General features: G+C 69.2%; 22 protein-coding genes and 1 tRNA gene. 16 read left to right on the top strand and 7 right to left on the bottom strand.

Features of this window, described 5'->3' with window-relative positions:
- The first annotated feature begins 34 nt into the window (after positions 1 to 34).
- From HWX58_RS01710 to HWX58_RS01730, 5 genes are all read left to right on the top strand, one after another.
- Entirely contained in the window at positions 35 to 796 is a 762-nt protein-coding gene (locus HWX58_RS01710; RefSeq protein WP_175985345.1) for an HAD family hydrolase, read from the top strand.
- On the top strand, positions 793 to 3,276 hold the full coding sequence (locus tag HWX58_RS01715; protein WP_175985346.1) for a glycoside hydrolase family 65 protein: 2,484 nt from the start codon (positions 793 to 795) through the stop codon (positions 3,274 to 3,276). The genes HWX58_RS01710 and HWX58_RS01715 overlap by 4 nt, the downstream gene beginning before the upstream one ends.
- A 77-nt stretch (positions 3,277 to 3,353) precedes the next feature.
- Positions 3,354 to 5,540, top strand: coding sequence for a DNA polymerase III subunit gamma and tau (locus HWX58_RS01720; protein ID WP_175985347.1), 2,187 nt, complete (start codon positions 3,354 to 3,356; stop codon positions 5,538 to 5,540).
- Positions 5,540 to 6,133, top strand: a complete 594-nt coding sequence (gene recR, locus HWX58_RS01725; protein ID WP_175985348.1) for a recombination mediator RecR — start codon at positions 5,540 to 5,542, stop codon at positions 6,131 to 6,133. Before HWX58_RS01720 ends, recR begins: the two co-directional genes overlap by 1 nt.
- 34 nt (positions 6,134 to 6,167) lie before the next feature.
- Entirely contained in the window at positions 6,168 to 7,091 is a 924-nt protein-coding gene (locus HWX58_RS01730) for a DMT family transporter (protein WP_175985349.1), read from the top strand.
- A gap of 18 nt (positions 7,092 to 7,109) precedes the next feature.
- Here the strand turns inward: HWX58_RS01730 and HWX58_RS01735 are convergent, their stop codons facing one another.
- A complete protein-coding gene (locus tag HWX58_RS01735) occupies positions 7,110 to 7,574 on the bottom strand; it encodes a DUF2871 domain-containing protein (protein WP_175985350.1) in 465 nt (154 codons plus the stop codon).
- A gap of 95 nt (positions 7,575 to 7,669) precedes the next feature.
- On the opposite strand from HWX58_RS01735, the gene HWX58_RS01740 reads away from it, so the two are divergent.
- The 8 genes from HWX58_RS01740 (at position 7,670) to HWX58_RS01775 (ending at position 16,440) form a co-directional block, all read left to right on the top strand.
- Positions 7,670 to 8,896, top strand: coding sequence for a sensor histidine kinase (locus HWX58_RS01740; protein ID WP_175985351.1), 1,227 nt, complete (start codon positions 7,670 to 7,672; stop codon positions 8,894 to 8,896).
- Positions 8,893 to 9,510, top strand: coding sequence for a response regulator (locus HWX58_RS01745; protein WP_175985352.1), 618 nt, complete (start codon positions 8,893 to 8,895; stop codon positions 9,508 to 9,510). Before HWX58_RS01740 ends, HWX58_RS01745 begins: the two co-directional genes overlap by 4 nt.
- Before the next feature lie 81 nt (positions 9,511 to 9,591).
- The gene (locus HWX58_RS01750; RefSeq protein WP_175985353.1) at positions 9,592 to 10,878 is read left to right on the top strand and encodes an aspartate kinase; all 1,287 of its coding nucleotides are present in this window, start codon (positions 9,592 to 9,594) and stop codon (positions 10,876 to 10,878) included.
- Positions 10,879 to 11,028: 150 nt separating this feature from the next.
- The gene (locus HWX58_RS01755) at positions 11,029 to 12,093 is read left to right on the top strand and encodes an aspartate-semialdehyde dehydrogenase (protein WP_175985354.1); all 1,065 of its coding nucleotides are present in this window, start codon (positions 11,029 to 11,031) and stop codon (positions 12,091 to 12,093) included.
- 152 nt (positions 12,094 to 12,245) lie between these two features.
- Positions 12,246 to 13,718: a malate:quinone oxidoreductase gene (locus HWX58_RS01760; protein WP_175985355.1), complete on the top strand. Its 1,473-nt coding sequence runs from the start codon at positions 12,246 to 12,248 to the stop codon at positions 13,716 to 13,718.
- 9 nt (positions 13,719 to 13,727) lie between these two features.
- Positions 13,728 to 14,381: a thymidine kinase gene (locus HWX58_RS01765; protein WP_175985356.1), complete on the top strand. Its 654-nt coding sequence runs from the start codon at positions 13,728 to 13,730 to the stop codon at positions 14,379 to 14,381.
- A 60-nt stretch (positions 14,382 to 14,441) separates the two neighbouring features.
- Positions 14,442 to 15,149 carry a FadR/GntR family transcriptional regulator gene (locus tag HWX58_RS01770; RefSeq protein WP_217702928.1) on the top strand — a complete coding sequence of 236 codons (708 nt, stop codon included), beginning with the start codon at positions 14,442 to 14,444 and terminating at the stop codon, positions 15,147 to 15,149.
- 10 nt (positions 15,150 to 15,159) lie between these two features.
- Positions 15,160 to 16,440, top strand: coding sequence for an alpha-hydroxy acid oxidase (locus HWX58_RS01775; protein ID WP_175985358.1), 1,281 nt, complete (start codon positions 15,160 to 15,162; stop codon positions 16,438 to 16,440).
- A 99-nt stretch (positions 16,441 to 16,539) separates the two neighbouring features.
- Here HWX58_RS01775 and HWX58_RS01780 read toward each other — a convergent pair whose 3' ends face one another.
- The 4 genes from HWX58_RS01780 to HWX58_RS01795 form a co-directional block, all read right to left on the bottom strand.
- Positions 16,540 to 17,328, bottom strand: a complete 789-nt coding sequence (locus HWX58_RS01780; RefSeq protein ID WP_175985359.1) for an HAD-IIB family hydrolase — start codon at positions 17,326 to 17,328, stop codon at positions 16,540 to 16,542.
- 54 nt (positions 17,329 to 17,382) lie between these two features.
- Positions 17,383 to 17,456: transfer RNA gene (locus HWX58_RS01785), tRNA-Pro, on the bottom strand.
- Positions 17,457 to 17,517: 61 nt separating this feature from the next.
- On the bottom strand, positions 17,518 to 18,459 hold the full coding sequence (locus HWX58_RS01790; protein WP_175985360.1) for a metallophosphoesterase: 942 nt from the start codon (positions 18,457 to 18,459) through the stop codon (positions 17,518 to 17,520).
- Positions 18,456 to 21,047, bottom strand: coding sequence for a transglycosylase domain-containing protein (locus tag HWX58_RS01795; protein WP_250646040.1), 2,592 nt, complete (start codon positions 21,045 to 21,047; stop codon positions 18,456 to 18,458). The genes HWX58_RS01790 and HWX58_RS01795 overlap by 4 nt, the downstream gene beginning before the upstream one ends.
- 78 nt (positions 21,048 to 21,125) lie before the next feature.
- Here HWX58_RS01795 and sp36 point away from each other — a divergent pair, with 78 nt between their 5' ends.
- Positions 21,126 to 21,350: a Sp36 family protein gene (sp36, locus tag HWX58_RS01800; protein ID WP_175985361.1), complete on the top strand. Its 225-nt coding sequence runs from the start codon at positions 21,126 to 21,128 to the stop codon at positions 21,348 to 21,350.
- On the top strand, positions 21,347 to 21,805 hold the full coding sequence (locus tag HWX58_RS01805; RefSeq protein ID WP_175985362.1) for a RidA family protein: 459 nt from the start codon (positions 21,347 to 21,349) through the stop codon (positions 21,803 to 21,805). The genes sp36 and HWX58_RS01805 overlap by 4 nt, the downstream gene beginning before the upstream one ends.
- A gap of 123 nt (positions 21,806 to 21,928) precedes the next feature.
- On the opposite strand, the gene HWX58_RS01810 is transcribed toward HWX58_RS01805, so the two are convergent.
- Positions 21,929 to 22,324: a cytochrome c-type biogenesis protein gene (locus HWX58_RS01810; RefSeq protein ID WP_175985363.1), complete on the bottom strand. Its 396-nt coding sequence runs from the start codon at positions 22,322 to 22,324 to the stop codon at positions 21,929 to 21,931.
- Entirely contained in the window at positions 22,281 to 22,667 is a 387-nt protein-coding gene (locus HWX58_RS01815; RefSeq protein WP_175985364.1) for a hypothetical protein, read from the bottom strand. Before HWX58_RS01815 ends, HWX58_RS01810 begins: the two co-directional genes overlap by 44 nt.
- 801 nt (positions 22,668 to 23,468) lie before the next feature.
- Here HWX58_RS01815 and HWX58_RS01820 point away from each other — a divergent pair.
- Positions 23,469 to 23,768 carry a hypothetical protein gene (locus tag HWX58_RS01820; RefSeq protein ID WP_175985365.1) on the top strand — a complete coding sequence of 100 codons (300 nt, stop codon included), beginning with the start codon at positions 23,469 to 23,471 and terminating at the stop codon, positions 23,766 to 23,768.
- Positions 23,769 to 23,772: the final 4 nt, after the last annotated feature.

Consider the following 23,772-nt stretch of genomic DNA (forward strand, 5'->3'; position numbering starts at 1 on the left):
ACCGAACCCACCCCCGAACCGATGGGAGAACCGCGTGTCTGAGAGCCTGCCTGACCTGCGCCGCGCAGACGGCGTCCTGTTCGATCTCGACGGCGTGCTGACGCCCACGGCCGAGGTGCACATGCGCGCCTGGAAGGCCGTCTTCGACGGCGTCTTCGCCCAGTGGGGCATCACGCCCGAGTACACAGATGCCGACTACTACGCCTACCTCGACGGCAAGAAGCGCTACGACGGCGTCGCGAGCCTGTTGCGCAGCCGCAACGTCGAGATCCCCTGGGGGGATGTGACCGACGAGCCGACGGCGGACACGATCTGCGGCATCGGCAACCGCAAGAACGCCGCCTTCGCCGCCGCGCTGCGGCGCGACGGCATTGCCCCGTACCCCGGCTCGCTCGAACTGATCCGCCAACTGCGCGATGCCGGCATCCCGCAGGGGGTCGTCTCGAGCTCGAAGAACGCCGAAGAGGTGCTCGAGAGCGCGCACATCCGCGACTTCTTCACGGTCGTCGTCGACGGGAAGGTCGCAGAGCGGGATGCTCTGGCGTCCAAGCCCGCCCCCGACATGTTCCGGGCCGGCGCCGTCGCGCTCGGCGTCAACCCGGCCGACAGCGTCGCCGTCGAGGATGCCCTCTCCGGAGTGGCATCCGCCGTCGCGGCAGGCTTCTCGACCGTCGTCGGCGTAGACCGCGGAGCCGGCGCCGAAGCGCTGCGCGCTGCCGGCGCCACACACATCGTCGACGACCTCGGCCGACTGCTGCTGACCCCACACACCGACGACCGTCAGGACAACGCATGATCGATCGCGAACGCTTCCCCGTCGACCCCTGGCGGCTGACCGAGACCCGCTACAGCGAGGACGGCGTCTCGGAGACGATCTTCGCCGTCGGAAACGGCTACCTCGGGCTCCGGGGCAACCACATCGAGGGCCGCGGAGCCCACGAGCACGGAACGTTCATCAACGGGCTGCACGAGACGTGGCCGATCCGCCACCCCGAGCAGGCCTATGGATTCGCCGAGGTGGGGCAGACGATCGTCAACGCCCCGGATGCCAAGATCATGCGCGTCTACGTCGACGACGAACCGATCTCGTTCGACGAGGCCGAGGTGCGCGAGTACGAGCGCGCGCTGGACTTCCGCACCGGCGTGCTCTCGCGCAGCTTCGTGTGGGAGACACCGTCGGGCAAGCGCATCCGCATCCGCGACGAGCGCCTGGTCAGCTTCGAGGAGCGCCACCTGGCGATCCTGCGCCTCGAGGTGACCGTCGAGAACGCCGACGCCCCCGTGACGATCAGCTGCCAGCTGCTGAACCGCCAGGACGGCGGCGACGTGTACGCGGGCACGCCGACCGAGGCGAAGTCGGCGACCTTCGATCCGCGCAAGACCGAGAAGATCACCGAGCGCGTGCTGCAGCCCGCCGAGTACTGGCAGGACGGACTGCGTTCGGCGCTGTCGTATCAGGTCGCCAATTCCGGCATGACGGTCGCCGTCGTGGCCGACCACGTCATCGCCACGGACAACGACTACAGCGCCCGCACGCTCATCGAGCCCGACGTCGCCAAGAACGTGTTCCGCGTGCAGGCCAAGGCCGGCATCCCGACCACGCTCACCAAGCTCGTCAGCTATCACACCTCGCGCGGCGTACCCGCCCGCGAACTCGTCGACCGCTGCCGCCGCTCCCTCGACCGGGCGGCCGTCGAGGGCATCGACGTCCAGTTCGATCGTCAGCGCGACTGGCTCGCGGCGTTCTGGGAGCGCTCGGACGTCGTCATCGAAGGTCACGACGACATGCAGCAGGCCGTGCGCTGGTGCCTGTTCCAAGTGGCGCAGGCCGCCGCGCGCGCGGACGGTGCCGGCGTGCCGGCGAAGGGCGTGTCCGGCTCCGGTTACAGCGGGCACTACTTCTGGGACACCGAGATCTACGTGCTGCCATTCCTGACCTACACGACCCCGCGGTGGGCGCGCAACGCGCTGCGCGCCCGTGTGCTCATGCTGCCCGCGGCCCGGCGCCGCGCGGCGCAGCTGAACGAGGCGGGGGCCCTGTTCCCCTGGCGCACGATCAACGGCGAAGAGGCGTCGGCTTACTACGCGGCGGGCACCGCGCAGTACCACATCAACGCCGACGTCAGCTTCGCGCTGGGCAAGTACGTCCGCGCCACCGGCGACGAAGACTTCCTCCGCCGTGAGGGCGTCGACATCGCCGTCGAGACGGCTCGTCTGTGGGCGACGCTCGGATTCTGGCGTGGCTCGAACGGTGACGCCGCCTTCCAGATCCACGGAGTGACCGGGCCCGACGAGTACACCACCGTCGTCAACAACAACCTCTTCACGAACGTCATGGCCCGCTTCAACCTGCGCTTCGCCGCCCGTGCGGTCAGGGAGATCCGGGAGGACGACCCGCGGGCGTACGCGGCGCTCGTGGAGCGCACGGGGCTGGATGTCGGTGAGCCCGATGCCTGGGACCGAGCGGCCGAGGCGATGTTCATCCCGTTCAGCGAGAGCCTCGGAATCCACCCGCAGGACTCCCTGTTCCTCGAACGCGAGGTGTGGGATCTCGAGAACACGCCGAGCGATCAGCGTCCGCTCCTGCTGCACTTCCACCCGCTGGTGATCTACCGGTTCCAGGTGCTCAAGCAGGCAGATGTGGTGCTGGCGCTGTTCCTGCAGGGGAACCACTTCACCGCGGAGGAGAAGCTCGCCGACTTCGATTACTACGACCCGCTGACAACCGGGGACTCGACTCTGTCGGCTGTCGTACAGTCGGTGCTCGCCGCCGAGGTCGGGTACCAGGACCTGGCGCTGGAGTACTTCCGCCAGTCGCTGTTCGTCGACCTCGGCGACCTGCACCACAACGCCTCTGACGGCGTGCACGTGGCGTCGGCCGGCGGCGTGTGGACCGAGCTGGTGTCGGGCTTCGGCGGCATGCGCGACCACCGCGGTGAGCTCAGCTTCGACCCCCGGCTGCCGGCCGACTGGCCGTCGCTGTCGTTCCCGCTGCAGTGGCAGGGCTCGGCCCTGCAGATCACCGTGACCCGCGACGAGCTGCGCGTGCACGTGCGCACAGGGGAGCCCGTGACGTTCACGGTGCGCGGGGCGGAGTACTGGGCCGCCGTCGGCACCGACGCGGTCGTCGCGCTCGCGGATCAGGGCCCCGTGCTGCCGGATCGCCCGCGGCTCGGCCAGTTCGAGGACGCGCGTCGTGAGGACGGCACGCGGATCTCGGCATCCGTTCCCGTCGTCACCAACGCGATCCCGCTGATCGGCGCGTACGAGGACTGATCCTCATGGCCGGACCACGTCCACAGCGATCTCGGTCGAGAAGGGCGCGTGTCGGTGGCACGCCGTAGGCTGGGACGGTGACCACAGCCCTGTATCGCCGCTACCGGCCCGAGAACTTCGCGGAGATGATCGGGCAGTCGCAGGTGACCGATCCGCTCATGACGGCTCTGCGCAGCGACCGGGTCGGGCACGCCTACCTGTTCTCCGGCCCGCGCGGGTGCGGAAAGACCACATCGGCGCGCATTCTCGCCCGGTGCCTGAATTGCGCCGAGGGCCCGACGGACACGCCCTGCGGCACCTGCCCGAGCTGTGTCGAGCTGTCGCGATCCGGCGGCGGGTCGCTGGACGTCGTCGAGATCGACGCCGCCAGTCACAACGGCGTCGACGACGCCAGAGACCTGCGCGAGCGCGCCACGTTCGCCCCCAGCCGCGACCGGTTCAAGATCTTCATCCTCGACGAGGCGCACATGGTCACCCCGCAGGGGTTCAACGCCCTGCTCAAGCTCGTCGAGGAGCCACCGGCGCACGTCAAGTTCATCTTCGCGACGACCGAGCCCGACAAGGTGCTCGGCACCATCCGCTCGCGCACCCACCACTACCCGTTCCGTCTCGTCCCGCCCGCGGCGATGCTCGAATACGTCGAGAAGCTCTGCGGTGAAGAGGGCGTGAAGGTCGCACAGGGCGTGCTGCCGCTCGTCGTGCGCGCCGGCGGCGGATCGCCCCGTGACACGCTCTCGCTGCTCGACCAGCTCATCGCCGGCTCCGACGGCGATTCGGTGTCGTACGAGCGCGCCGTGTCGCTGCTCGGGTACACGCACGGCGCGCTCCTCGACGAGATCGTCGACGCGCTCGCCGCGGGGGATGCTGCAGCCGCCTTCCCTGCGATCGACCGGGTCGTGCAGACCGGCCAGGATCCGCGCCGCTTCGTCGACGACCTGCTGGAGCGCCTGCGCGACCTCATCGTCATCGCCGCCGTCGGCGACGGGGCCTCTGCCGTGCTGCGCGGTCTCGCCGAGGACGAGCTGGCGCGCATGCGCGCGCAGGCGAACGCCTTCGGCGCCGCGCGCCTGTCGCGGACAGCGGATGTCGTCAGTGCCGCTCTGGACGACATGACCGGGGCCACTTCGCCCCGCCTGCACCTCGAACTCATGATCGCCCGCGTGCTCAGCGCCGCCGGGCAGGGGTCTGCGGATGCCGGCTTCGACTCGGCCAGGCTCGCTCAGTCCGTTTCGTCTTCGGCGCCTGCGGCGCCTTCGCTCGACGCCCCGCATCAGGCTCCCGCACCGTCCGCTCCCGCACCGTCCGCTCCCGCACAGGCCGCTCCCGCTGAGGCCGCTGAAACTTCTGCACGGGTCGCCCCGCGAGCCGAAGGCGGGACGAAACGGGCTCCGCGAGCGGAGCGAGTTGAAACCTCGACCCCGGCATCCGACGCGCCCGCGGCGCCGGCCCCCGCCCGGTCCGGCCCGGTCGACATCGACCGCATCCGTGCCGTGTGGCCGGCGGTGCTCGGCAGGCTCGAGAGCGTCAGCCGCACCTCCTGGCTGCTCGTCACCGCCGTGCAGCCGCTCGACTACGAGGCAGGCACCGAGGTGCTCACCGTCGGTTTCGCGAGTCAGCAGGACCTCGCCAAGTTCAAGGGGCAGACACCCGGCAACGGCGCATCCGATCACCTCCGCGCGGCCATCGAGCAGGAGCTCGGCGTCAAGGTGAAGTACCGGCCGGCTCCGTTGCCGCCGACGGCGTTATCCGAGGCGGCTGCAACCGCACCCGTCCGCACCGCCCCGGCTCAACCTGCTCCGTCTCGGCCCGCGCCGTCTCAGGCCGCGCCGTCGACGCCGAAGGCCGAGAGCGCGCCGCCGACTCCGGTCACCGATTGGGCGGTCGCCGCGATTCCGGCGGATGCCCCGGCATCCGCCCCGCAGCCGCAGTTCCCCGTCGACGACGAGCCGGCCGATGTTGAGGCATCCGGACCGCCCTCGCCGCAAGACGGGCTGGTCGACCGCGACGAGCCGCCGGTCCCCGATGACGATGAGTCGCCGCCGCCCGACGACGAGCCGCCGTACGAGCCGTCGCACGAGGCTCCCACCGCCACGGCTCCGGCCGCGCAGGCTCCGTCCCCGCAGGCGCCGGCTCGCCAGGCGCCCGCGATCACGGAGCGTTCGCCCGGCGGCGTGCAGCGGTACGGCGAAGCAGTGATCCGCCAGGTGCTCGGCGCGACCTTCGTGCGCGAAGAGCCCTACGAGCCCCCGATGAGGTTCGCCTGATGTACGACGGCATCGTTCAGGAGCTCATCGACGAGTTCGGTCGGCTCCCCGGGATCGGGCCGAAATCCGCCCAGCGCATCACGTTCCACATCCTGCAGACGCCGTCGTTCGACGTCGCCCGTCTCGCCGAACTCCTCACAGAGGTGCGCGCGCGTGTGCGGTTCTGCGAGATCTGCGGCAACGTCTCCGAGCAGGAGCGGTGCGCGATCTGCCGCGATCCGCGTCGCAACCCGGCCCTCATCTGCGTCGTCGAGGACGCCAAGGACGTCTCGGCGATCGAGCGCACGCGCGAGTTCCGCGGTCTCTACCACGTGCTCGGCGGTGCGATCAGCCCGATCGCCGGTGTCGGACCAGACGACCTGCGCATCGCCCAGCTCATGTCGCGGCTCGCCGACGGCACCGTGCAAGAGGTGATCATCGCCACGAACCCGAACCTCGAGGGCGAGGCGACGGCCAGTTACCTGAGCCGCCTGCTGCTCACGATGCAGATCACCGTGTCGCGACTGGCGTCCGGCCTGCCCGTCGGCGGCGATCTGGAGTACGCCGACGAGGTCACCCTCGGGCGCGCGTTCGAGGGCCGGCGCACCCTGTGAGCGCGCGAGGCGCCCGGCGCCCGCTCGTGACCGCGTGAACGCTCAGGGCGGGTTCACCCGCAAGGGATGGATCCTGTTCGCCGTCATGGCGTTCGTGTGGGGGATCACCTACCTCTTCATCAAAGAGGCCGTGCACTCGATCACGCCGCCGGCCGTCGTCGCCGGGCGCACTCTTCTCGGCGGGCTCGTGCTGCTGCCCTTCGCGCTCCGCAGCGGCGCGCTGAAAGCCGCGTGGAAGCACTGGCCGTGGGTGCTCGCCTTCGGTCTCGTCGAGATGGCGGGTCCCTTCCTGCTGCTCAGCCACGCCGAGACGCAGCTGCCCTCGGGCCTGACCGGGCTGCTCGTCGCGACGGTCCCGCTGTTCGCCGTCATCATCGCGCTGCTCCGGGGCGATCGCACGGCGCTCGCCCCCGTGCGTCTGGGCGGGCTGCTGCTCGGGTTCGTCGGCGTCGCGGTCGTCGTCGCGGGCCCCGGACTCTTCCCGAGCGAGTCGGCCAGCGTCGTCGCGATCGGCGAGATCCTGCTCACGGCGGTGCTGTATGCGATCGCGCCGTTCATCATCGCGCAAAAGCTGTCGGACGTGCCCTCGATCGGCACGATCACCCTCGCCCTGTTCGCGATCGGCCTGGGCTATCTGCCCGCGGCGCTGCTGACCCAGCACGAGATGCCGACGCTCCGATCGGGCATCTCGCTGGTTCTGCTCGGCGTCATCTGCACAGCCGTTGCGTTCGTGGCATTCTTCGCCCTGATCCGCGAGGTGGGTCCGGTGCGCGCCCCGCTGTTCACCTACGTGAACCCGATCGTCGCGATCGTCCTTGGCACGATCTTCCTGGCGGAGCCCATCACGCCAGGGCTCCTGATCGGCTTCCCGCTGGTCATCGTCGGATGCTGGTTCGCGGGCACCGGCGGAAGGCTGCGCCCTCGCAAGGAGACGCTGCCTCCGCCGCAGATGCCCTGACCGCGCCCGAGCAGGCCGTCACTTCTCGCTGCGGATGCGCGAGAACAGCGAGATCAGCAGCAGCACGAAGCCCGCGCCGACGAGCATATGGCCGAGGCCGGCGATCCCGGCGATCATCTTCGACGATTCCAGGCCCCGCACCTGCAGCATCCCGTGCCAGATCAGCATCGACGAGGTGAGCACGACGCCGGCGTTGTAGATCCAGAAGAACCAGCGGAACAGCCTGCTCGTCGACACGGCGAAGGTCTTCTCCAGAACGAGCACGATCAGGAGCACGATCATGCCGAGCGTCAGGATGTGCGTGTGGGCGAGGCCGAGCTGGCCCGCCATGCCCTCCTCGAAGCCGTTCAGCTTGGTGAACTCGCGGTAGAAGACGCCCGCGGCCAGGCCCAGCACGGTGTACACCGCCACGGCGGTGAGGAGCTGGAGCTGTGCGGAGCGCGTAACGGCGCGCGACGTTGTCGTGGTGGTGTCTGTGGTCATGGACCCAGCCTCCGCTCGCGCGGCCCCCGCCGGATCCATCGAAAGATCGATATCGGCTCCGGGTGTTCCGGCATCCGCTGCGAGAGAATCGGAGCATGTCCTCGTCGCCCGCTTCCGCAGCGCCGGGCGCCGATCCGGCACGGCAGCGGATGCTCACGGTCGCGCGGTTCGCCCTGCACCTGATCACGGCCATCCTGTCGGCGGTCACCGCGTTCCGCGCGATCGCGACCGGCGTGCCGTTGCTGCCGGCCATGCTCGCGGCCGGTGCGTTCCTCGCCTGGTACGCCACCGGCGCAGCGTTCGCCCGCGGTCGGTTCAGCACGTGGTGGCTCGCGGGGCTCGGCGTCCTGTGGGGCGGGATGCTGCTGATCTCCGCCGAGTTCGTCTGGCTCTCCTTCCCGCTGCTGCTGCTCGCGGGGCACGTGCTGCGGCGCTGGAGGTCTGTGGCGTTCGCGCTGCCGGTGCTCGTCGCGGCGATCGCGGCTCCCATCGTGCATCAGGTGCCGATCACCTTCGCGCACATCGCCGGTCCGCTGCTGGGCGGCGGCTTCGCCCTGGCCATCTCGCTCGGCTACGACGCGCTGCTGCGGGATGCCGCCGAGCGCGAGCGCCTGATCGCCTCGCTCGTGCGGACGCAGGACGAGATGGCCGCCGTGCAGGAGGAGCTCGCCCGCACCCAGCGCGACGCCGGAGCCGCGCAGGAGCGCACGCGCCTGGCGCGCGACCTCCACGACACGATCGCGCAGGAGCTCAGCTCGATGGTGCTCATGGCGCGGAGCGGCGACGCGGAACGCCTGCCCGAGATCGAGTCGCTCGCGCAGCACTCGCTCACCGACCTCCGCCGCATCGTCGCCGCTCTCGCGCCGGCCGAGCTGGAGGGTGCGGCGCTCGCCGCGGCGATCGAGCGAATGCTGGATGCCGTGCGCCGCGACACCGGCATCGAGACGTCGTTGCATGCCGACGCCGACCTGCCGCCGCTGTCGACCGCCCACGAGGTCGCGTTCCTCCGGGTCGCGCAATCCGCGCTGGCCAACGTCCGCCAGCACGCAGGGGCAGCAACCGTGAGCGTGGCATTCGCGGCGGATGCCGGGACGGTCACCATGACCGTGACGGACGACGGCGACGGCTTCACCGTGGGCGAGACGGCCGGGTCGACGACGTCCTACGGGCTGTCGGCGATGCGTTCGCGGCTGCGGGAATTCGGCGGAGCGCTGGAGCTGCGCTCAGCGCCGGGCGAGGGCACGACCCTCGTGGCGGCGCTGCCCGCGTTGCCTTCTCCCCCAGGGGCGTTGCCTTCTCCCCGGGCAGGGGACGGGCGATGAGCGCGAGCATCCTGCTGGTCGACGACCATCCCATCGTGCGGGCAGGGCTGCGCTCCGTCATCGAGGCGCGCGGCTTCACCGTCGTCGGCGAGGCGTCGACGGGGGAGGAGGCCGTGGCGCTGGCATCCGCTCTGCATCCCGACGTCGTGCTGTGCGACCTGCGTCTGGGGTCCGGCACGGACGGTGTCGACACGACCGCGCAGCTGCGCCGGATGCCGAACCCGCCGGCCGTCGTCATCCTCACAACTTTCGACCACGACGCGCAGATCATCCGGGCGATCGAGGCGGGCGCGGCCGGCTACCTGCTCAAGGACGTCGACAACGACACGATCGTCTCAGCCATAAGCGACGCCGCCGCGGGCGCCATGGTGCTCACTCCCGGCGGCGACAGCCGGATCATCGCCGCTCTCCGCGCCCCGCGCGTGACCCTCACGGACCGTGAGCGCGACGTGCTGATGCTCGTCGACGAGGGCGCGGGGAACAAGGAGATCGCGTCGCGACTGTTCATCTCGGAGTCCACGGTGAAGACGCACGTCGTGCACCTGCTCGAGAAGCTCGGCGTCGCGAGCCGGGCGGCGGCGGCAAGCGAGGCGCGGCGGCTGGGGCTGCTCTAGCCGTCACATGCGTCAGGGCGCATACGCGTCGAACGTAGAATGACGCGTGGGCGGATCTGCCCGACATCCCTGGGAGTGAACGTGGCCCTCATTGTGCAGAAGTACGGCGGCTCGTCCGTCGCCGACGCCGAGAGCATCAAGCGCGTCGCGAAGCGCATCGTCGACACCCGGCGCGCCGGTCACGACGTCGTCGTCGCGGTCAGCGCCATGGGCGACACCACCGACGAGCTGCTCGACCTCGCGAACGAGGTCGCCCCCATTCCCGCGCCGCGCGAGATGGACATGCTGCTCTCCAGCGGCGAACGCATCTCGATGGCGCTGCTGGCCATGGCGATCCACTCCATGGGCTTCGACGCCCGCTCCTTCACCGGCAGCCAGGCCGGCATGATCACCGACGACCACCACGGTTCGGCCCGCATCGTCGATGTGACGCCGGTGCGTCTGCGCGAGGCGCTCGACGAGGGCGCGATCGTCATCGTCGCCGGTTTCCAGGGGTTCAACCGCGACACCCGCGACATCACGACGCTCGGACGCGGCGGCTCCGACACGACCGCTGTCGCGCTCGCCGCGGCCCTCGACGCAGACGTCTGCGAGATCTACAGCGACGTCGACGGCATCTACACCGCAGACCCGCGTGTCATCCCGCGGGCGCACAAGCTCGACCACGTCTCCAGCGAGGAGATGCTCGAGCTCGCGGCCAACGGCGCGAAGGTGCTGTACATCCGCGCCGTCGAGTTCGCACGCCGGCACGGCGTGCTCATCCACGCGCGCTCGACCTTCTCGTCGAGCGAGGGCACTTATGTTCTGGGCGAGGGCATGAAGAACCCCCGCGAAAATCAGGGAGAAGTCATGGAAGAACCGATCGTCGCGGGCGTGGCCACCGACAAGGGCCAGGCCAAGATCACCGTGACCGGTGTGCCGGACGTGCCGGGCAAGGCCGCCGAGATCTTCAAGATCGTGGCGAAGTCCGGCGCGAACGTCGACATGATCGTGCAGAACGTCTCCGCCGCCGCCACCGGCCTCGCCGACATCTCGTTCACCCTGCCCAAGGCCGACGCAGCCTCCGCGCTCAAGGCGCTTGCCGCCGAGCAGTCCGAGGTGGGCTTCCACAGCCTCGTCCACGACGACCAGATCGGCAAGCTGTCCGTCGTCGGCGCGGGGATGCGCGTGCACTCGGGCGTCTCGGCGACCCTGTTCGAGGCGCTGTCGACCGCCGGCATCAACATCGAGATGATCTCGACGTCCGAGATCCGCATCTCGGTCGTCCTGCGCGACACCGACCTCGCCGACGCCGCTCGCATCGTGCACACCGCCTACGGCCTTGATGCCGAGGACGAGGCTGTCGTGCACGCGGGCACCGGCCGCTAGCATCCACCGTTTCGACACCCGGGGGCAGGAGGATGCCCCCGAATCAGGACGTTCTGCCCCGAATCCTCCGGATCCCGGTCGCTGTTCCTGATTTCGGGCCGGATCGTCGGCCTCAGTAGACTCGCCCACACACCATCAGCAAGGACGATCATGACCCGCATCGCAGATTCCGGACACTCCGTCGCCATCGTCGGCGCCACCGGCCAGGTGGGCACCGTGATGCGCGAGATCCTCGCGGAGCGCTCCTTCCCGATCCGCGAGCTGCGGCTGTTCTCGTCGTCGCGGTCTGCCGGCACGACGATCGACTTCGGCGGCGTCTCTGTCATCGTCGAGGACGTCGAGACCGCTGATCCTGCCGGCATCGAGATCGCCCTGTTCTCGGCCGGCGCGACCGCGAGCCGCGCGTACGCCGACCGCTTCGCCGCAGCCGGCGCCGTCGTGATCGACAACTCCAGCGCGTGGCGCAACGACCCCGAGGTGCCTCTCGTTGTCAGCGAGGTCAACCCGCACGCCATCGACGAACGTCCGCGCGGCATCATCGCGAACCCGAACTGCACGACGATGGCCGCGATGCCGGTGCTGAAGCCCCTGGCCGAGGCGGCCGGCCTCGAGCGGCTCATCGTCTCCACCTACCAGGCCGTGTCGGGCTCGGGTCTCGCCGGAGCGCAGGAGCTGCTCGGTCAGGTCGAGGGCGTCCTCGCCCAGGGCGACACGCTGCGGCTCGTGCACGACGGCTCTGCCGTCGACTTCCCCCAGCCGGAGAAGTACGTTGCCCCGATCGCCTTCGACGTCATCCCGTTCGCGGGGAATCTCGTCGACGACGGCGACAACGAGACCGACGAGGAGAAGAAGCTCCGCAATGAGAGCCGTAAGATCCTCGAGCTGCCCGACCTCCGCGTCGCGGGCACCTGCGTGCGCGTGCCGGTCTTCACCGGGCACTCGCTGTCGATCCACGCCGAGTTCCGCGACGACATCACCCCCGACCGCGCTCGGGAGATCCTGGCATCCGCGCCCGGCGTCGTCCTCGAAGAGGTGCCGACTCCGCTGCAGGCCGCAGGCAACGACCCGAGCTACGTCGGCCGCATCCGCGCCGACCAGTCCGCGCCCGAGAACAAGGGGCTCGTGCTGTTCATCAGCAACGACAACCTGCGCAAGGGAGCGGCGCTGAACGCCGTGCAGATCGCCGAGCTCGTCGCCGAGCGCCTCGCTTCCTGAGAACGCCTGGCATCGCGCCGGCGTCGCCGCACGCTTGCAGGGACATCGAACGGATGCAGGGCGAAACCACGACGTTTCGTCCTGCATCCGTTCACCGCCCCTACATCCGTCCCGAGGTCGAGGGGTGCTGTGAGGCGAACTAGGATGGACGGGTGACTGAATCCGTCGACGTCGTCCTCATCGGTGGTGGCATCATGAGCGCCACCCTCGGCACTCTGCTGCACGAACTCCAGCCGGACTGGAAGATCGTCGCCTTCGAGCGACTGAGCGATGTGGCCCAGGAGAGCTCGAACCCGTGGAACAACGCGGGCACCGGCCACGCGGCCCTCTGCGAGCTGAACTACATGCCGCAGAACGGCGACGGGCCGCTCGACCCGGCCAAGGCGATCTCGATCAACGAGCAGTTCCAGCAGAGCAGGCAGTTCTGGTCGTCTCTGGTCGAGAAGGGCGTGCTCGACGCGCCGTCGAGCTTCATCAACGCCACCCCGCACATGACCTTCGTGCGCGGTGAGAAGGACGTCGCCTACCTCAAGGACCGCTACGAGGTCCTCAAGGAGCAGCCCCTCTTCGAGGGCATCGAGTTCAGCGAGGACTCCCGCGTCATCAACCAGTGGGCGCCGCTGCTCATGCAGAAGCGCCGCAAGGGCGAGCCGTTCGCAGCGACGCGCGTGCCCGCGGGCACCGACGTCGACTTCGGCGCTCTCACCAAGCAGCTCTTCGACCACCTGTCGGACTCCGGCGTCGACGTGCGCACGAACCACGAGGTCCGCTCGCTGAAGAAGCAGAAGGACGGCAGCTGGACCCTGAAGTACCGCAACAGCCTCGGGCGCACCCCCGGCCGCATCAACGCGAAGTTCGTCTTCGTCGGCGCCGGCGGCTGGGCCCTGAAGCTGCTGCAGCGCTCCGGCATCCCCGAGATCAAGGGCTACGGCGTCTTCCCGATCGGCGGGCAGTTCCTCAAGACGACGAACCCGGCCGTCGTCTCGCAGCACAAGGCCAAGGTCTACTCGCAGGCATCCGTCGGGGCCCCACCGATGTCGGTTCCGCACCTGGACACCCGTGTGGTCGACGGCGAGGCGTCGCTGCTGTTCGGACCGTTCGCGACGTTCAGCCCGAAGTTCCTCAAGAACGGCTCGATGCTCGACCTCGTCACGCAGGTGCGCACCCACAACCTGTGGCCGATGCTGCGCGTCGCGTTCGCGAACCCCGACCTCATCACGTACCTCCTCGGCGAGCTCGTCAAGACGCACCGCAAGAAGGTCGACAGTCTGCGCGTGTTCATGCCCACGGCGAAGGACGAGGACTGGACGCTCATCCAGGCCGGTCAGCGCGCGCAGGTCATGAAGAAGGACCCGAAGAAGGGCGGCATCCTGCAGTTCGGCACCGAGGTCGTCTCGGCCGCCGATGGCTCGATCGCCGGACTCCTGGGTGCGTCCCCCGGCGCGTCCACGGCGGTGCCGATCATGCTCCAGCTGCTCAAGAGCTGCTTCCCCGAGCAGTACGCCGGCTGGGAGCCGACGCTGCGCGAACTCATCCCGACGTACGGCCACACGCTCAACGACGACCCGGCGGCAGCCGAGAAGTCGATGGCGGCGACGGCCGACGCCCTGGGCATCTCGAAGTGATTCCGCGCCGTGGCGAAGCTGTACTTCCGCTACGGGGCGATGAACTCCGGCAAGTCCACGGCGCTGCTGCAGGTCGCGTACAACTATGAGGAGCGCGGTCAGCACGTGCTGCTGGCCAAGCCCGAGATCGACACCAAGGGCGCATCGCAGATCGAGAGCCGACTCGGCGTCACGCGCGAGGTCGACTTCCTGATCCCCGCGGGCGGCGACGCTCGTGCGCTGTTCCGGGACGAACGCGAGCGGATGCTGCGGCGCGGCGCCGAGGGACTCATTCCCGCCGAGCCCGTCGACGTCGCGTGCCTGCTCGTCGACGAGGCGCAGTTCCTGTCCGCGCAGCAGGTCGACGATCTGTTCCGGATCGCCGTCGAGGACGGCATCCCCGTCATGGCGTACGGGATCCGCAACGACTTCCTCACCCACGCGTTCCCGGGCTCCGCGCGGCTGCTCGCGATCGCTCACTCGCTGGAGGAGATGAAGACGATCTGCCGCTGCGGCCGCAAGGCCGTCTTCAACGGCCGCGTCGTCGGCGGCCGCTTCGTCTTCGACGGCGACCAGGTCGCGATCGACGAGGCCGCCGGCGGGGGAACGGCGCCAGACGTGGTCACCTACGAGTCGCTGTGCGGCAACTGCTACCTCGAGGAGTCCGGCGGCCGCCTCGGCTGAGCGCCCTTGCGTGGTCTGACCACATGGGCTACGCTGTGGTCAGACCACAGGAGGATGCTCATGGCAGAACGCGCCTGGCAGACCGTGCTCGAGCACATCGAGCGGGACCTGCTCGAGGGTCGCCTCGGCCCGGGCGACCGTCTGCCGTCCGAACGCGATCTCGCCGCCGATCTCGGCGTCGGGCGCTCGAGCGTCCGTGAGGCGCTGCGGGTGCTCGAGGTCATGGGACTCATCCGCACCGCGTCGGGCTCAGGGCCCTCCTCCGGCGCGATCGTGATCGCCACGCCCTCCGGGGGCATGTCTGCGCTGCTGCGCCTGCAGGTGGCCGCACAGGGCTTCCCGCTGGCCGATGTCGTGAAGACCAGGCTCGTGCTCGAGGACGCGGTCGCCGCATCCCTCGCCTCCGCCGATGTGCGCAACACCGCCGACGCCCACCGCATCCTCGACGCCATGGATGCCGACGGACTCGCCGCAGGGGAGTTCCTCGCACTCGATGCGCAGCTGCACCTCGCGCTCGCCGAATCGGCCGGCAACGCGGTGATCGCGTCCATGATGGCGGGGCTGCGCACGGCCGTCGAATCGTACGTGCTCGCCGGATCCGAGCTGATCGAGGACTGGGATGCCATGGCCGATCGTCTGCGCGCGGAGCACCGCGCGATCGTCGCCGCCGTCGACGCGGGCGATGCGGATGCTGCGCGCACCCGCATCCACGACCACATCACCGGCTACTACACCGCCACCGGGCTCACACCCGCCGGCACCGACTGAGAGGAACGCCATGGTCCAGCGCCAGCTGCCCAATCCCGCCGAGCTCCTCGAACTCATGAAGTTCAAGAAGCCCGAACTCGACGGCCGGAAGCGCCGACTCGACGCCGCGCTGACGATCAGCGACCTGCGGACGATCGCCAAGCGCCGCACGCCCAAGGCCGCGTTCGACTACACCGACGGCTCGGCCGAGGGCGAGATCTCGCTCGCCCGCGCCCGTCAGGCGTTCGAGGACGTCGAGTTCCATCCCGGCATCCTCACGCCGGCACCCGACGTCGACACCTCCGTCGAGATCCTCGGAGGGCCGAGCGCACTGCCCTTCGGGATCGCGCCGACCGGGTTCACGCGTCTCATGCAGACCGAGGGCGAGGTCGCCGGCGCCGGAGCGGCCGCGGCCGCCGGCATCCCGTTCACCCTCTCCACGCTCGGCACGACCTCGATCGAGGGCGTGAAGGCGGCCACCCTTCGACAGGCTCAGGGACCGGTTCCCCCGCGTAACTGGTTCCAGCTGTACGTCATGCGCGACCGCGAGATCTCCTACGAGCTCACGCGCCGGGCCGCCGCCGCCGGATTCGACACCCTGCACTTCACGGTGGACACCCCGGTCGCAGGAGCCCGCCTGCGCGACAAGCGCAACGGGTTCAGCATCCCGCCCCAGCTGACGCTCGGGACGATCATCAACGCGATCCCGCGCCCCTGGTGGTGGTTCGACTTCCTCACCACGCCCAAGCTCGAGTTCGCCTCGCTCAGCACGACGGGCGGCACGGTCGGAGAGCTGCTGGATGCCGCGATGGACCCGACGATCAGCTACGACGACCTGGCCGTGATCCGCGATCTCTGGCCCGGGAAGATCGTCATCAAGGGGGTGCAGACGGTCGAGGACGCCGTGCGCCTGCGCGATGTGGGCGTCGACGGCATCGTGCTGTCCAACCACGGCGGGCGTCAGCTCGACCGGGCTCCCGTCCCGTTCCACCTGCTGCCGTCCGTGCGCACCGCGGTCGGTGACGACTTCACCGTGATGATCGACACCGGCATCATGAACGGCGCCGACATCGTGGCATCCGTCGCGCTCGGCGCCGACTTCACCCTCATCGGCCGCGCCTACCTCTACGGCCTCATGGCCGGCGGGCGGCAGGGCGTCGATCGGGCGATCGCGATCCTGCGCACCGAGATCGAGCGGACCATGCGTCTGCTCGGGGTGGCGTCGCTCGCCGAGCTCGAGCCGCGGCACGTGACGCAGCTGCAGCGCCTGGTGCCGGTCGCGCGGGACGCCGCGGAGTCCGCCGCGCGGTAACAGACCTCTCATCAGCGACGAGACCTCTCCGTATTCACGTGGTTACGGAGAGGTCTCGTCGCTACGGAGAGGTCTGTGATCGCGGCGTGGTGACCGACGTCATCGCGGCGCGGCGACCGTGAGCGTCGGGAGCAGGGCGTCGAGCTCGTCCGCCGTGTGCTGCCAATCGTCGACCGCCACAGAGGGCACACCGAGCGCGAGCACGGGGTAGTCGTTGCCGCCCTCGTCGAGACGGTCGCCGTAGAAGAGCATGTCTTCGAGCGGGATGCCGGTGTTCTCGGCGAGTGCGGTCATGCCGTACGCCTTGTCGATGCCCGCTCTCGTGATGTCGATCGACGTCGAACCGCCGGCGCGCACCTCGAGCCCGGGAAGACGAGAGGCGACCGCATCACGCAGCCGCAGGCGCTTCTCGCCCGAGGGGTCCCAGGCGTGCTTGGCCTGGCCCGGCGCCTGCTGTCCGAGTGCGGAGAACGTGATCTGCGAACCGCGGTCCTCGAGGATCTCGCCCCACGGGTCCGGCTCCCACAGCCCGAGCCGCTCAGCCTCTTCGCGCAGCGCCAGCAGGGCCGCCGCCTTCTCGTCATCCGACAGGTCGTGCGCGTAGACGGCGACGAAGTCCGAGCCGTCGTGGCGCAGGTAGCGGGTACCGCACGTCGGGAGCAGATGCAGGCGCGCGAGCTCGGACGCATCGGCATCCCCGAGATGGGCGATGACCTGGGAGCGGAACTGGGTCTCGTTGCCGCCCGAGATGATGGCGACGTCCACGACGCGCAGGAGCGCGCGCAGCTGCGCGGCGATGCGCGGGTCGATCGCGCTCTTGGACGGTGCGAGCGTGTCGTCGAGGTCGAAGGCGACCAGGCGCGGGGCTGTCGGGCGAGAGGCAGTCATGATGTCTCCAGGATACGGAAGAAGGCCGCCCCAGAGGGCGGCCTTCCTGCAACGTCGGGGTGACAGGATTTGAACCTGCGGCCTCTTCGTCCCGAACGAAGCGCGCTACCAAGCTGCGCCACACCCCGTTGCAACCGTTCGAGTCTACAGGGAAATATCTGCAGCGCCGAATCGGGGGCCGTGCCGTGATCAGGCGGGCGTGTCCCGTGCGGTCAGGGTCAGCAGCGTCGCCTCCGGGCGGCACGCGAACCGCACCGGGGCGTAGATCGAGTGGCCGATGCCGGCGCTGACGTTCAGCGGGATGCTGCGCCCGCCGTGCGTCCACGCGCTCAGGCCCTTGGCCTGCTTCAGGGGGATGTCGCAGTTCGCGACCAGGGCGCCGTAGAACGGCAGGCACACCTGGCCGCCGTGGGTGTGGCCGCCGAAGATCGCCTGCGCGCCGAGGTCGGTGAACCGGTTCAGCACCCGCTGGTACGGGGCGTGCGTGACGCCGAGCAGGGGAGTGGCGGCATCCCGCTCGCCGAGTCGTGCGATGGCGCCGGGGAGCGCATCGAGATCGTCCCACTCGCGGTGCGCGTCGCTCACGCCGAAGAAGTCGAGACGCCGACCGCCCACCTGCACGCTCGCGGCGGTGTTGTTGAGGTCTGCCCACCCGAGCTCGTCGCTGAGGAAGGCATCGAGAGCGGCCGTGTCGAGAAGATCGGGATCGGCGTGGCTTTCCGATGGACCGGAGAAGTACAGCAGCGGATTCTTCGGGGTCGGCTCGTGCACGTCGTTGGAGCCGTGGACGAACACACCGGGTACCCCGGCGAATGGCTCGAACGCGCGGCGCAGACCTGCGAGTCCGTCGCGGTGGCCCAGGTTGTCGCCGGTGTTGACGATCAGGTCGGGCTCGAGGTCTGCCAACGATGCCAGCCACTGCTGCTTGCGGCGCTGCCACGGTGCCATGTGCGCATCGGAGATGTGCAGCACGCGCAGCGGAGCGGAACCGGGCGGGAGCGCCGCGGCCGTGGCCTCGCGGACCGTGAACAGATAGCGTTCGATGCCGATGCCCCACACGGCGCACGCGACGCCGACGGCCCCCACCGCGCCGAGCGCGGTGAGGGCCGGATGGGCCGGCCTACGGCTCAATCGTTCCCCGCGCACCGCACCGCCACGGTGGACCCGGCGGGCGCGTCCCCGCTCGCGGGGTTCTGCGCGGCCACATCGTCACCGTTCTTGCAGCCGTTGGCATCCACTGAGAATCCGGCATCCTCGATCGCCTTCTTCGCCTGTGCGAACTTCGACCCGACCACGTTCGGCACCGCGGCGGCCTTCGGCGTGCCGCTGCTCGGCGAGATAGTCACTGTCGTGCCAGTGGTGACGCGGCCCGCCCCGGGGCTCTGCTCGGCGATGAGGTCCTTGGCGACGTCACTGTCGACGGCCGCGCCGACAGTCACGGAGAAGCCCGCGTTCCTCAGCGTGTTCGTCGCCTCGTCGATCGACATGCCCACGACGCTCGGCAGGTTCACGTAGATCTGACGGGTGAGGTTCTTGTCCGGCTGCGGGAATGCGTCGCCGCCGCCGAGAGCCTGGTTCGCGGCGCTCTGCATGTCGCGGGCGACGAGGTAGCGGATGTTCTCCAGCAGGTTGCCGTTGTACATGTAGCCCCACATGTTCGCGTCGCCCTGGGTGCGGCCGACGAAGACGGCGGTGGTCGCCTTCGTGCTGGACTCGATCATCATCGTGGTGATCTTGTTGTGCGATCCGGTCTTGCCGATCACGGGCGTGCCGTCCCACGGGTTCGCCTGCGTACCGGTTCCCCCGGAGGCCATGACGCCCTGGAGAGCGTAGGCCGCGGTGGCCGCGACCTCGGGAGTGATCACCTGCGAGCAGTCCGCCTGCGGGACGTCGAGCTCCTCACCCTTCTGGTTGACGATCTTGTCGACAGCACGGGGAGCGCAGTAGACGCCCTTGTTCGCGACCGTGGCGTACGCGCCGGCCATCGCGAGAGGGGAGATGAACTTCGACCCCAGTACCGAAGCGAACGGCCCGTTCTCCTTCTCGTACGTCTTCGACCCGTCCTTAGCGATCGTCACTCCCATGCGGTCGGCGACTTTGTTGATCTCGCAGAGATCGAGCTTCGCCGCCATCGCGAAGTAGCCGGAGTTCAGCGAGTTGCGCGTGAACACCATCGGTGTGCCCCGATAGCCCGGAGCATCCCGGAAGTTCCCGACGCTCTTCGTGTCGAATCGCCCGCCCTCGCCGGTGCACGAGTCGGTCATCGTCAGCACCTGGTTGTTCCCGTTGACATTCTCGTTGACCGAGTGCCCCTTCTCGAGCCAGTCGATCAGCGTGAACAGCTTGTACGCCGACCCCACCGGGAAACCGCCTGACCCGCCGTGCGCGTTGTCGGAGGCGTATACGAGGCTCGAATAGGCCTGGTCGTCCGTGTTGGTCTCACGGAATTCGGTGTTCTGCGTCATCGCCAGCACGCGGCCGGTCGCGGGCTCGACGGTGACGCCCGCGGCACCGAAGTACTGGTTATCGAAGTTCGGCGGAACGCGGTCCTTGAGCGCCGCGACGGCGGGATCCTGGATCCGCAGATCGAGCGACGTGTAGATCTGCAGCCCGTCGCGCTGCAGTGCGCGCGTGCGCTCCGCACGGCTGTCGCCGAGGGTGTCATCCTCGAGGAGGAGCGACTTGACGTACTGGCAGAAGTAGGCATTGTTGCCGGCCGCGCCGCAGCCCTGCGTGGGGGCGTTGATGTTCGGAACGATGTCGGACGCGTCGGCTTCATCGAACTGCGCCTGAGTGATCTTGCCGTCGGCCAGCATGCGGGTCAGCACGTAATGACGGCGATCCTTGGTCAGCGACCAGCCGTCCGCCTCGCCGTTGACGGCCTCGCCGGCGTCGTTGGTCGTCGTGCCGTCCTTGAGGTCGATGCGGAAGGTGTTCGGGTTCTGCACGATGCCGGCGAGCGTCGCGGCCTGGGCCACGGTGAGATTGGCGGCGCTGGTGTTGAAGTAGTAGCTCGCCGCGGCCTCGATGCCGTAGACCGTGCCGCCGAAGCTCGCGATGTTGAGGTACCCGAGCAGGATCTCGTTCTTCGAGTAGTCCTTCTCGATCTGGATGGCGTAGCGCATCTCCTGCAGCTTGCGCTCGATGCCATCCGTTCCCGTCGCGTTCGTGGCATCCAACCAGCACTGCGCGGTCTCGTCCTCGTACTTCTGCTGGGCATCTTCCCCTTCGCCGAGGAGGACGCCCTGTTCGCACTGCTGCACGAGGACGTTCTTGACGTACTGCTGACTGATCGTCGAGGCGCCACGCGAAGACGTTCCACGAAGGTTGTCGATCACGGCCTTCACCGTCGCGCCGATGTTGACGCCGCCGTGCTCGTAGTAGCTCTTGTCCTCGCTGGAGAGGATCGCGTCGTACATGACGGGGCTGATCTGGTCGAACTCGACCTGCTGGCGGTTCTGATCGAAGAAGGATGCAAGCTCGACGGGGTTGCCGTCGGCGCCGGTCGCGTAGACGGTGCTCGGCTCCATCGGCTCGTCCGGCTTCAGGTAGGACGGCAGATTCTCGAACAGATCGAGGGCGCTCGAGCCGGCGGCGCCGGCCACCGCGAGAGCCGGAGTGACCGTGGCTGTGATCAGGATGCCGGCGACGGCGCTCAAGCCGACGAGGCCGAGCAGACCGCCGAGCACGCCTGATGCCGTGCGATTCTTCTGGGGCATACGCTTGATGGTAGGGGAGTTCCCTGAATAACCGCCCTTGACGCACGGATGCCGGGCGTCACCGACGCCAGGAGTGCCATGACAACGTGGGAGTACCTCACCACCCCGCTGCTGATCCACAACACCGCCGCGATCCTCAACAACTGGGGTAAGCAGGGGTGGGAGCTCGTTCAGGTCGTCCAGGGCCCTGAAGGCGGGCTCGTCGCCTACTTCAAGCGCCCGGTGACCGCAGACGGCTCGAACACCGCCGGTCTCGCCGCGGCGGAGCAGGCCGCCCGCCAGTTCGACGGAGGTGTCGCATGAGCATCGCCGCACGCCTCGCAGAACTCGGGATCGAGCTGCCGGAGGTCGCGCCTCCTGTCGCTTCCTATGTCCCCGCCGTCGTGCACGGCGGTCTCGTCTACACCTCCGGTCAGCTCCCGTTCGCTTCGGGTGAGTTGCCGGCGACGGGCAAGGTCGGTGCAGAGGTGCCCGCAGAGGATGCCAAGGGCTATGCCCGCACCTGCGCCCTGAACGCGCTCGCCGCGGCGGCGTCCGCAGCCGGAGGTCTGGAGAAGATCGGCGGCGTGCTGCGCGTCGGCGGGTTCGTGGCATCCGCCCCGTCGTTCACCGGGCAACCGGGCGTCATCAACGGAGCGAGCGAGGTGCTCGGCGAGATCTTCGGCGATGCGGGACGGCATGCTCGTGCCGCCGTCGGCGTCGCGGTGCTGCCCCTGGACACCCCCGTCGAGGTCGAGGTGACCTTCACGCTGGCGTGACGCTGCGCCGCTGAATCCTCAAGGCCGCGCCGAGACAGCGTCGAATCGACGCAGTCTCGGCGCGGCCTTGCAGTCTCGTGGCTACTTCACCTGGCGCCGGCGGCCTCCGTCCGTGTCACCTCATCAGACGCGCGCCCGGCGTCGCGTCCGGAGCGATGAGCCGATCAGCGCGCCCGCTCCGAGCACGAGCAGTGCTGGCCCGACCCAGAGCGCCGGGCTCAACTCGCCTCCGGTCGCGGCGAGTTCATTGCGCTGCACGGTCACCGCGGCAACGACGGTGAGGCCGATGTCGTCGAAGCTGAGGATGAGGTGGTGCTCCCCGTCCGTGACGCCGGTGAGGTTGAAGCTGCCGGTGATGGCGGCGCTGTCCCACTGGACAGTGCCGAGCGATACCGGGGTCGATCGCATGTTGCCGATGATCGACGACCGCGAACCCTGCATCTTCGTCAGGAATGAGGACATCAGGTCGAACGCTTCACTGCGCTTGTCGGTCAAGCCGGCCAGTCGCAGCACGTCCATCTGCTGAGCGTTCGTGACGGCGTCGAGTTCGATGCGCGCGTTGCGACGAGGTCGGCGCGGCCGTTCTCACCTCGGTGGAGTCCGACGTCGCCGAAAGGAGAACGTGCGACTCCTCGGCCGGGCGTGCGGCCGCGATCGCAGTGGCCAGCGACTCATCAGTCGGCCCGGCGACGTATGCGTTCAGGGCCGTGATGGCCGCGTTGAGCGTGACCACGCGGGCGTTGCGTTTCTGCACATCTGCGACCTGAGAGGAAAGCTGCTGGTCGAGCAGCTTGACGCGCTGATCCTGGACGGCGTGCAGAGCCCCTTCGAGATCGAACGCGGTGAGCGAGATTTCGTTCACGGTCACACCCGGCAGCCTGGAGACCACCGGCGACAGCAGCTGGGACGCGGCGGCCGCCTCGTTCGTAGACGGCCGCTCCGCGAGGCCGAGCGCCTGTCCCGAGCCGTTGAGGAGAGGGAATGTGACATTCGGTGTGGCCGCCGCGGCCGCGAGCAGGTCGGCAAGCTCGGGCTCCGAGATGCCGCTGAAAGCGCCGGTGAGGCCGACATCGTCCGGGCGCTGGAAGACCGCGATGTAGGCCTGCTGTACCGGGTCGGTGGTGGGGGGGGTGTCGGTGTCGGGGTGTCTGTGGGGGTGGGTGTCGGTGTCGGGGTGTCTGTGGGGGTGGGTGTCGGTGTCGGGGTCTCGGTGGCTGTAGGTGAGGGGGTCGGTGCCGCGGTATCCGAGATGAGCGCGAAGGAGCGGGTCACATCGACGAGGCTGGGACTCTCTTCGCCTCGGGGAAGCGCGAAGGCGGGATTGTCCGACGGCTGCGCATCCGCGAGCGTGAATCCCGTGGCCGGCTCGAAGCGGATGCTGTAATCGTCGGTGGAGGTCGTCGGCAATGAGCCTGATCGGAATGTGCCGTCTGCGGCGACGGCGACGCGCTGCACTGCCGTGCCGCCACTGAGGATGGTGACGCTCGCGCCCGAGAGGTCGGCGAGAGGGGAGGCATCCGATGTCGCGGTCACCGCGCCGCTGATCTCACCGAAGGAGCCCTCCAGCGGGAGGGTGACGGGATCTCCCAGCGTGGGGTTGAACTCCCTCCTCACCGCGGGTTCGAGGAGGTCGCCGACAGCGCCGGGCCAGGATGCCTCGGCGATGAAGCTGGTGTCCGTCGCGGGTATGCGCACCGACACGGTTCCGTCTGCCGAGGTGGTGCCGGTGGCGATGACCTGGTCGAGCTCGCCGGTGGAGAGCACGGTCACCGTCGCGCCGCCGAGCGGAGCGGATGCCGTCCCGTCGGAGAGAGTCGTCGTGATGAGTATGTGGCCTGCTTCGGACTCCGCGGCGCTGGCGATCGCGGGCAGCCCCACCAAGACAAGGCCGGTGGCTACGGACAGCACACCTGCGGTGCGTAGCGGGGAGAGCAGATTCCGACGTCGTCGTGCCGCGGTGTGAGCCA

Source organism: Microbacterium tenebrionis (assembly GCF_903645325.1).
Lineage (GTDB): Bacteria > Actinomycetota > Actinomycetes > Actinomycetales > Microbacteriaceae > Microbacterium > Microbacterium tenebrionis.

Bases quoted from the DNA above. Each gene is read 5' to 3' on its own strand.
- HWX58_RS01715 (WP_175985346.1), top strand. From the start codon at position 793: ATGATCGATCGCGAACGCTTCCCCGTCGACCCCTGGCGGCTGACCGAG.
- recR (WP_175985348.1), top strand. From the start codon at position 5,540: ATGTACGACGGCATCGTTCAGGAGCTCATCGACGAGTTCGGTCGGCTC.
- HWX58_RS01735 (WP_175985350.1), bottom strand. From the start codon at position 7,574: ATGACCACAGACACCACCACGACAACGTCGCGCGCCGTTACGCGCTCC.
- HWX58_RS01740 (WP_175985351.1), top strand. From the start codon at position 7,670: ATGTCCTCGTCGCCCGCTTCCGCAGCGCCGGGCGCCGATCCGGCACGG.
- HWX58_RS01745 (WP_175985352.1), top strand. From the start codon at position 8,893: ATGAGCGCGAGCATCCTGCTGGTCGACGACCATCCCATCGTGCGGGCA.
- HWX58_RS01755 (WP_175985354.1), top strand. From the start codon at position 11,029: ATGACCCGCATCGCAGATTCCGGACACTCCGTCGCCATCGTCGGCGCC.
- HWX58_RS01770 (WP_217702928.1), top strand. From the start codon at position 14,442: ATGGCAGAACGCGCCTGGCAGACCGTGCTCGAGCACATCGAGCGGGAC.
- HWX58_RS01775 (WP_175985358.1), top strand. From the start codon at position 15,160: ATGGTCCAGCGCCAGCTGCCCAATCCCGCCGAGCTCCTCGAACTCATG.
- HWX58_RS01780 (WP_175985359.1), bottom strand. From the start codon at position 17,328: ATGACTGCCTCTCGCCCGACAGCCCCGCGCCTGGTCGCCTTCGACCTC.
- HWX58_RS01795 (WP_250646040.1), bottom strand. From the start codon at position 21,047: ATGCCCCAGAAGAATCGCACGGCATCAGGCGTGCTCGGCGGTCTGCTC.
- sp36 (WP_175985361.1), top strand. From the start codon at position 21,126: ATGACAACGTGGGAGTACCTCACCACCCCGCTGCTGATCCACAACACC.
- HWX58_RS01805 (WP_175985362.1), top strand. From the start codon at position 21,347: ATGAGCATCGCCGCACGCCTCGCAGAACTCGGGATCGAGCTGCCGGAG.
- HWX58_RS01810 (WP_175985363.1), bottom strand. From the start codon at position 22,324: ATGGACGTGCTGCGACTGGCCGGCTTGACCGACAAGCGCAGTGAAGCG.
- HWX58_RS01820 (WP_175985365.1), top strand. From the start codon at position 23,469: ATGAAGCTGGTGTCCGTCGCGGGTATGCGCACCGACACGGTTCCGTCT.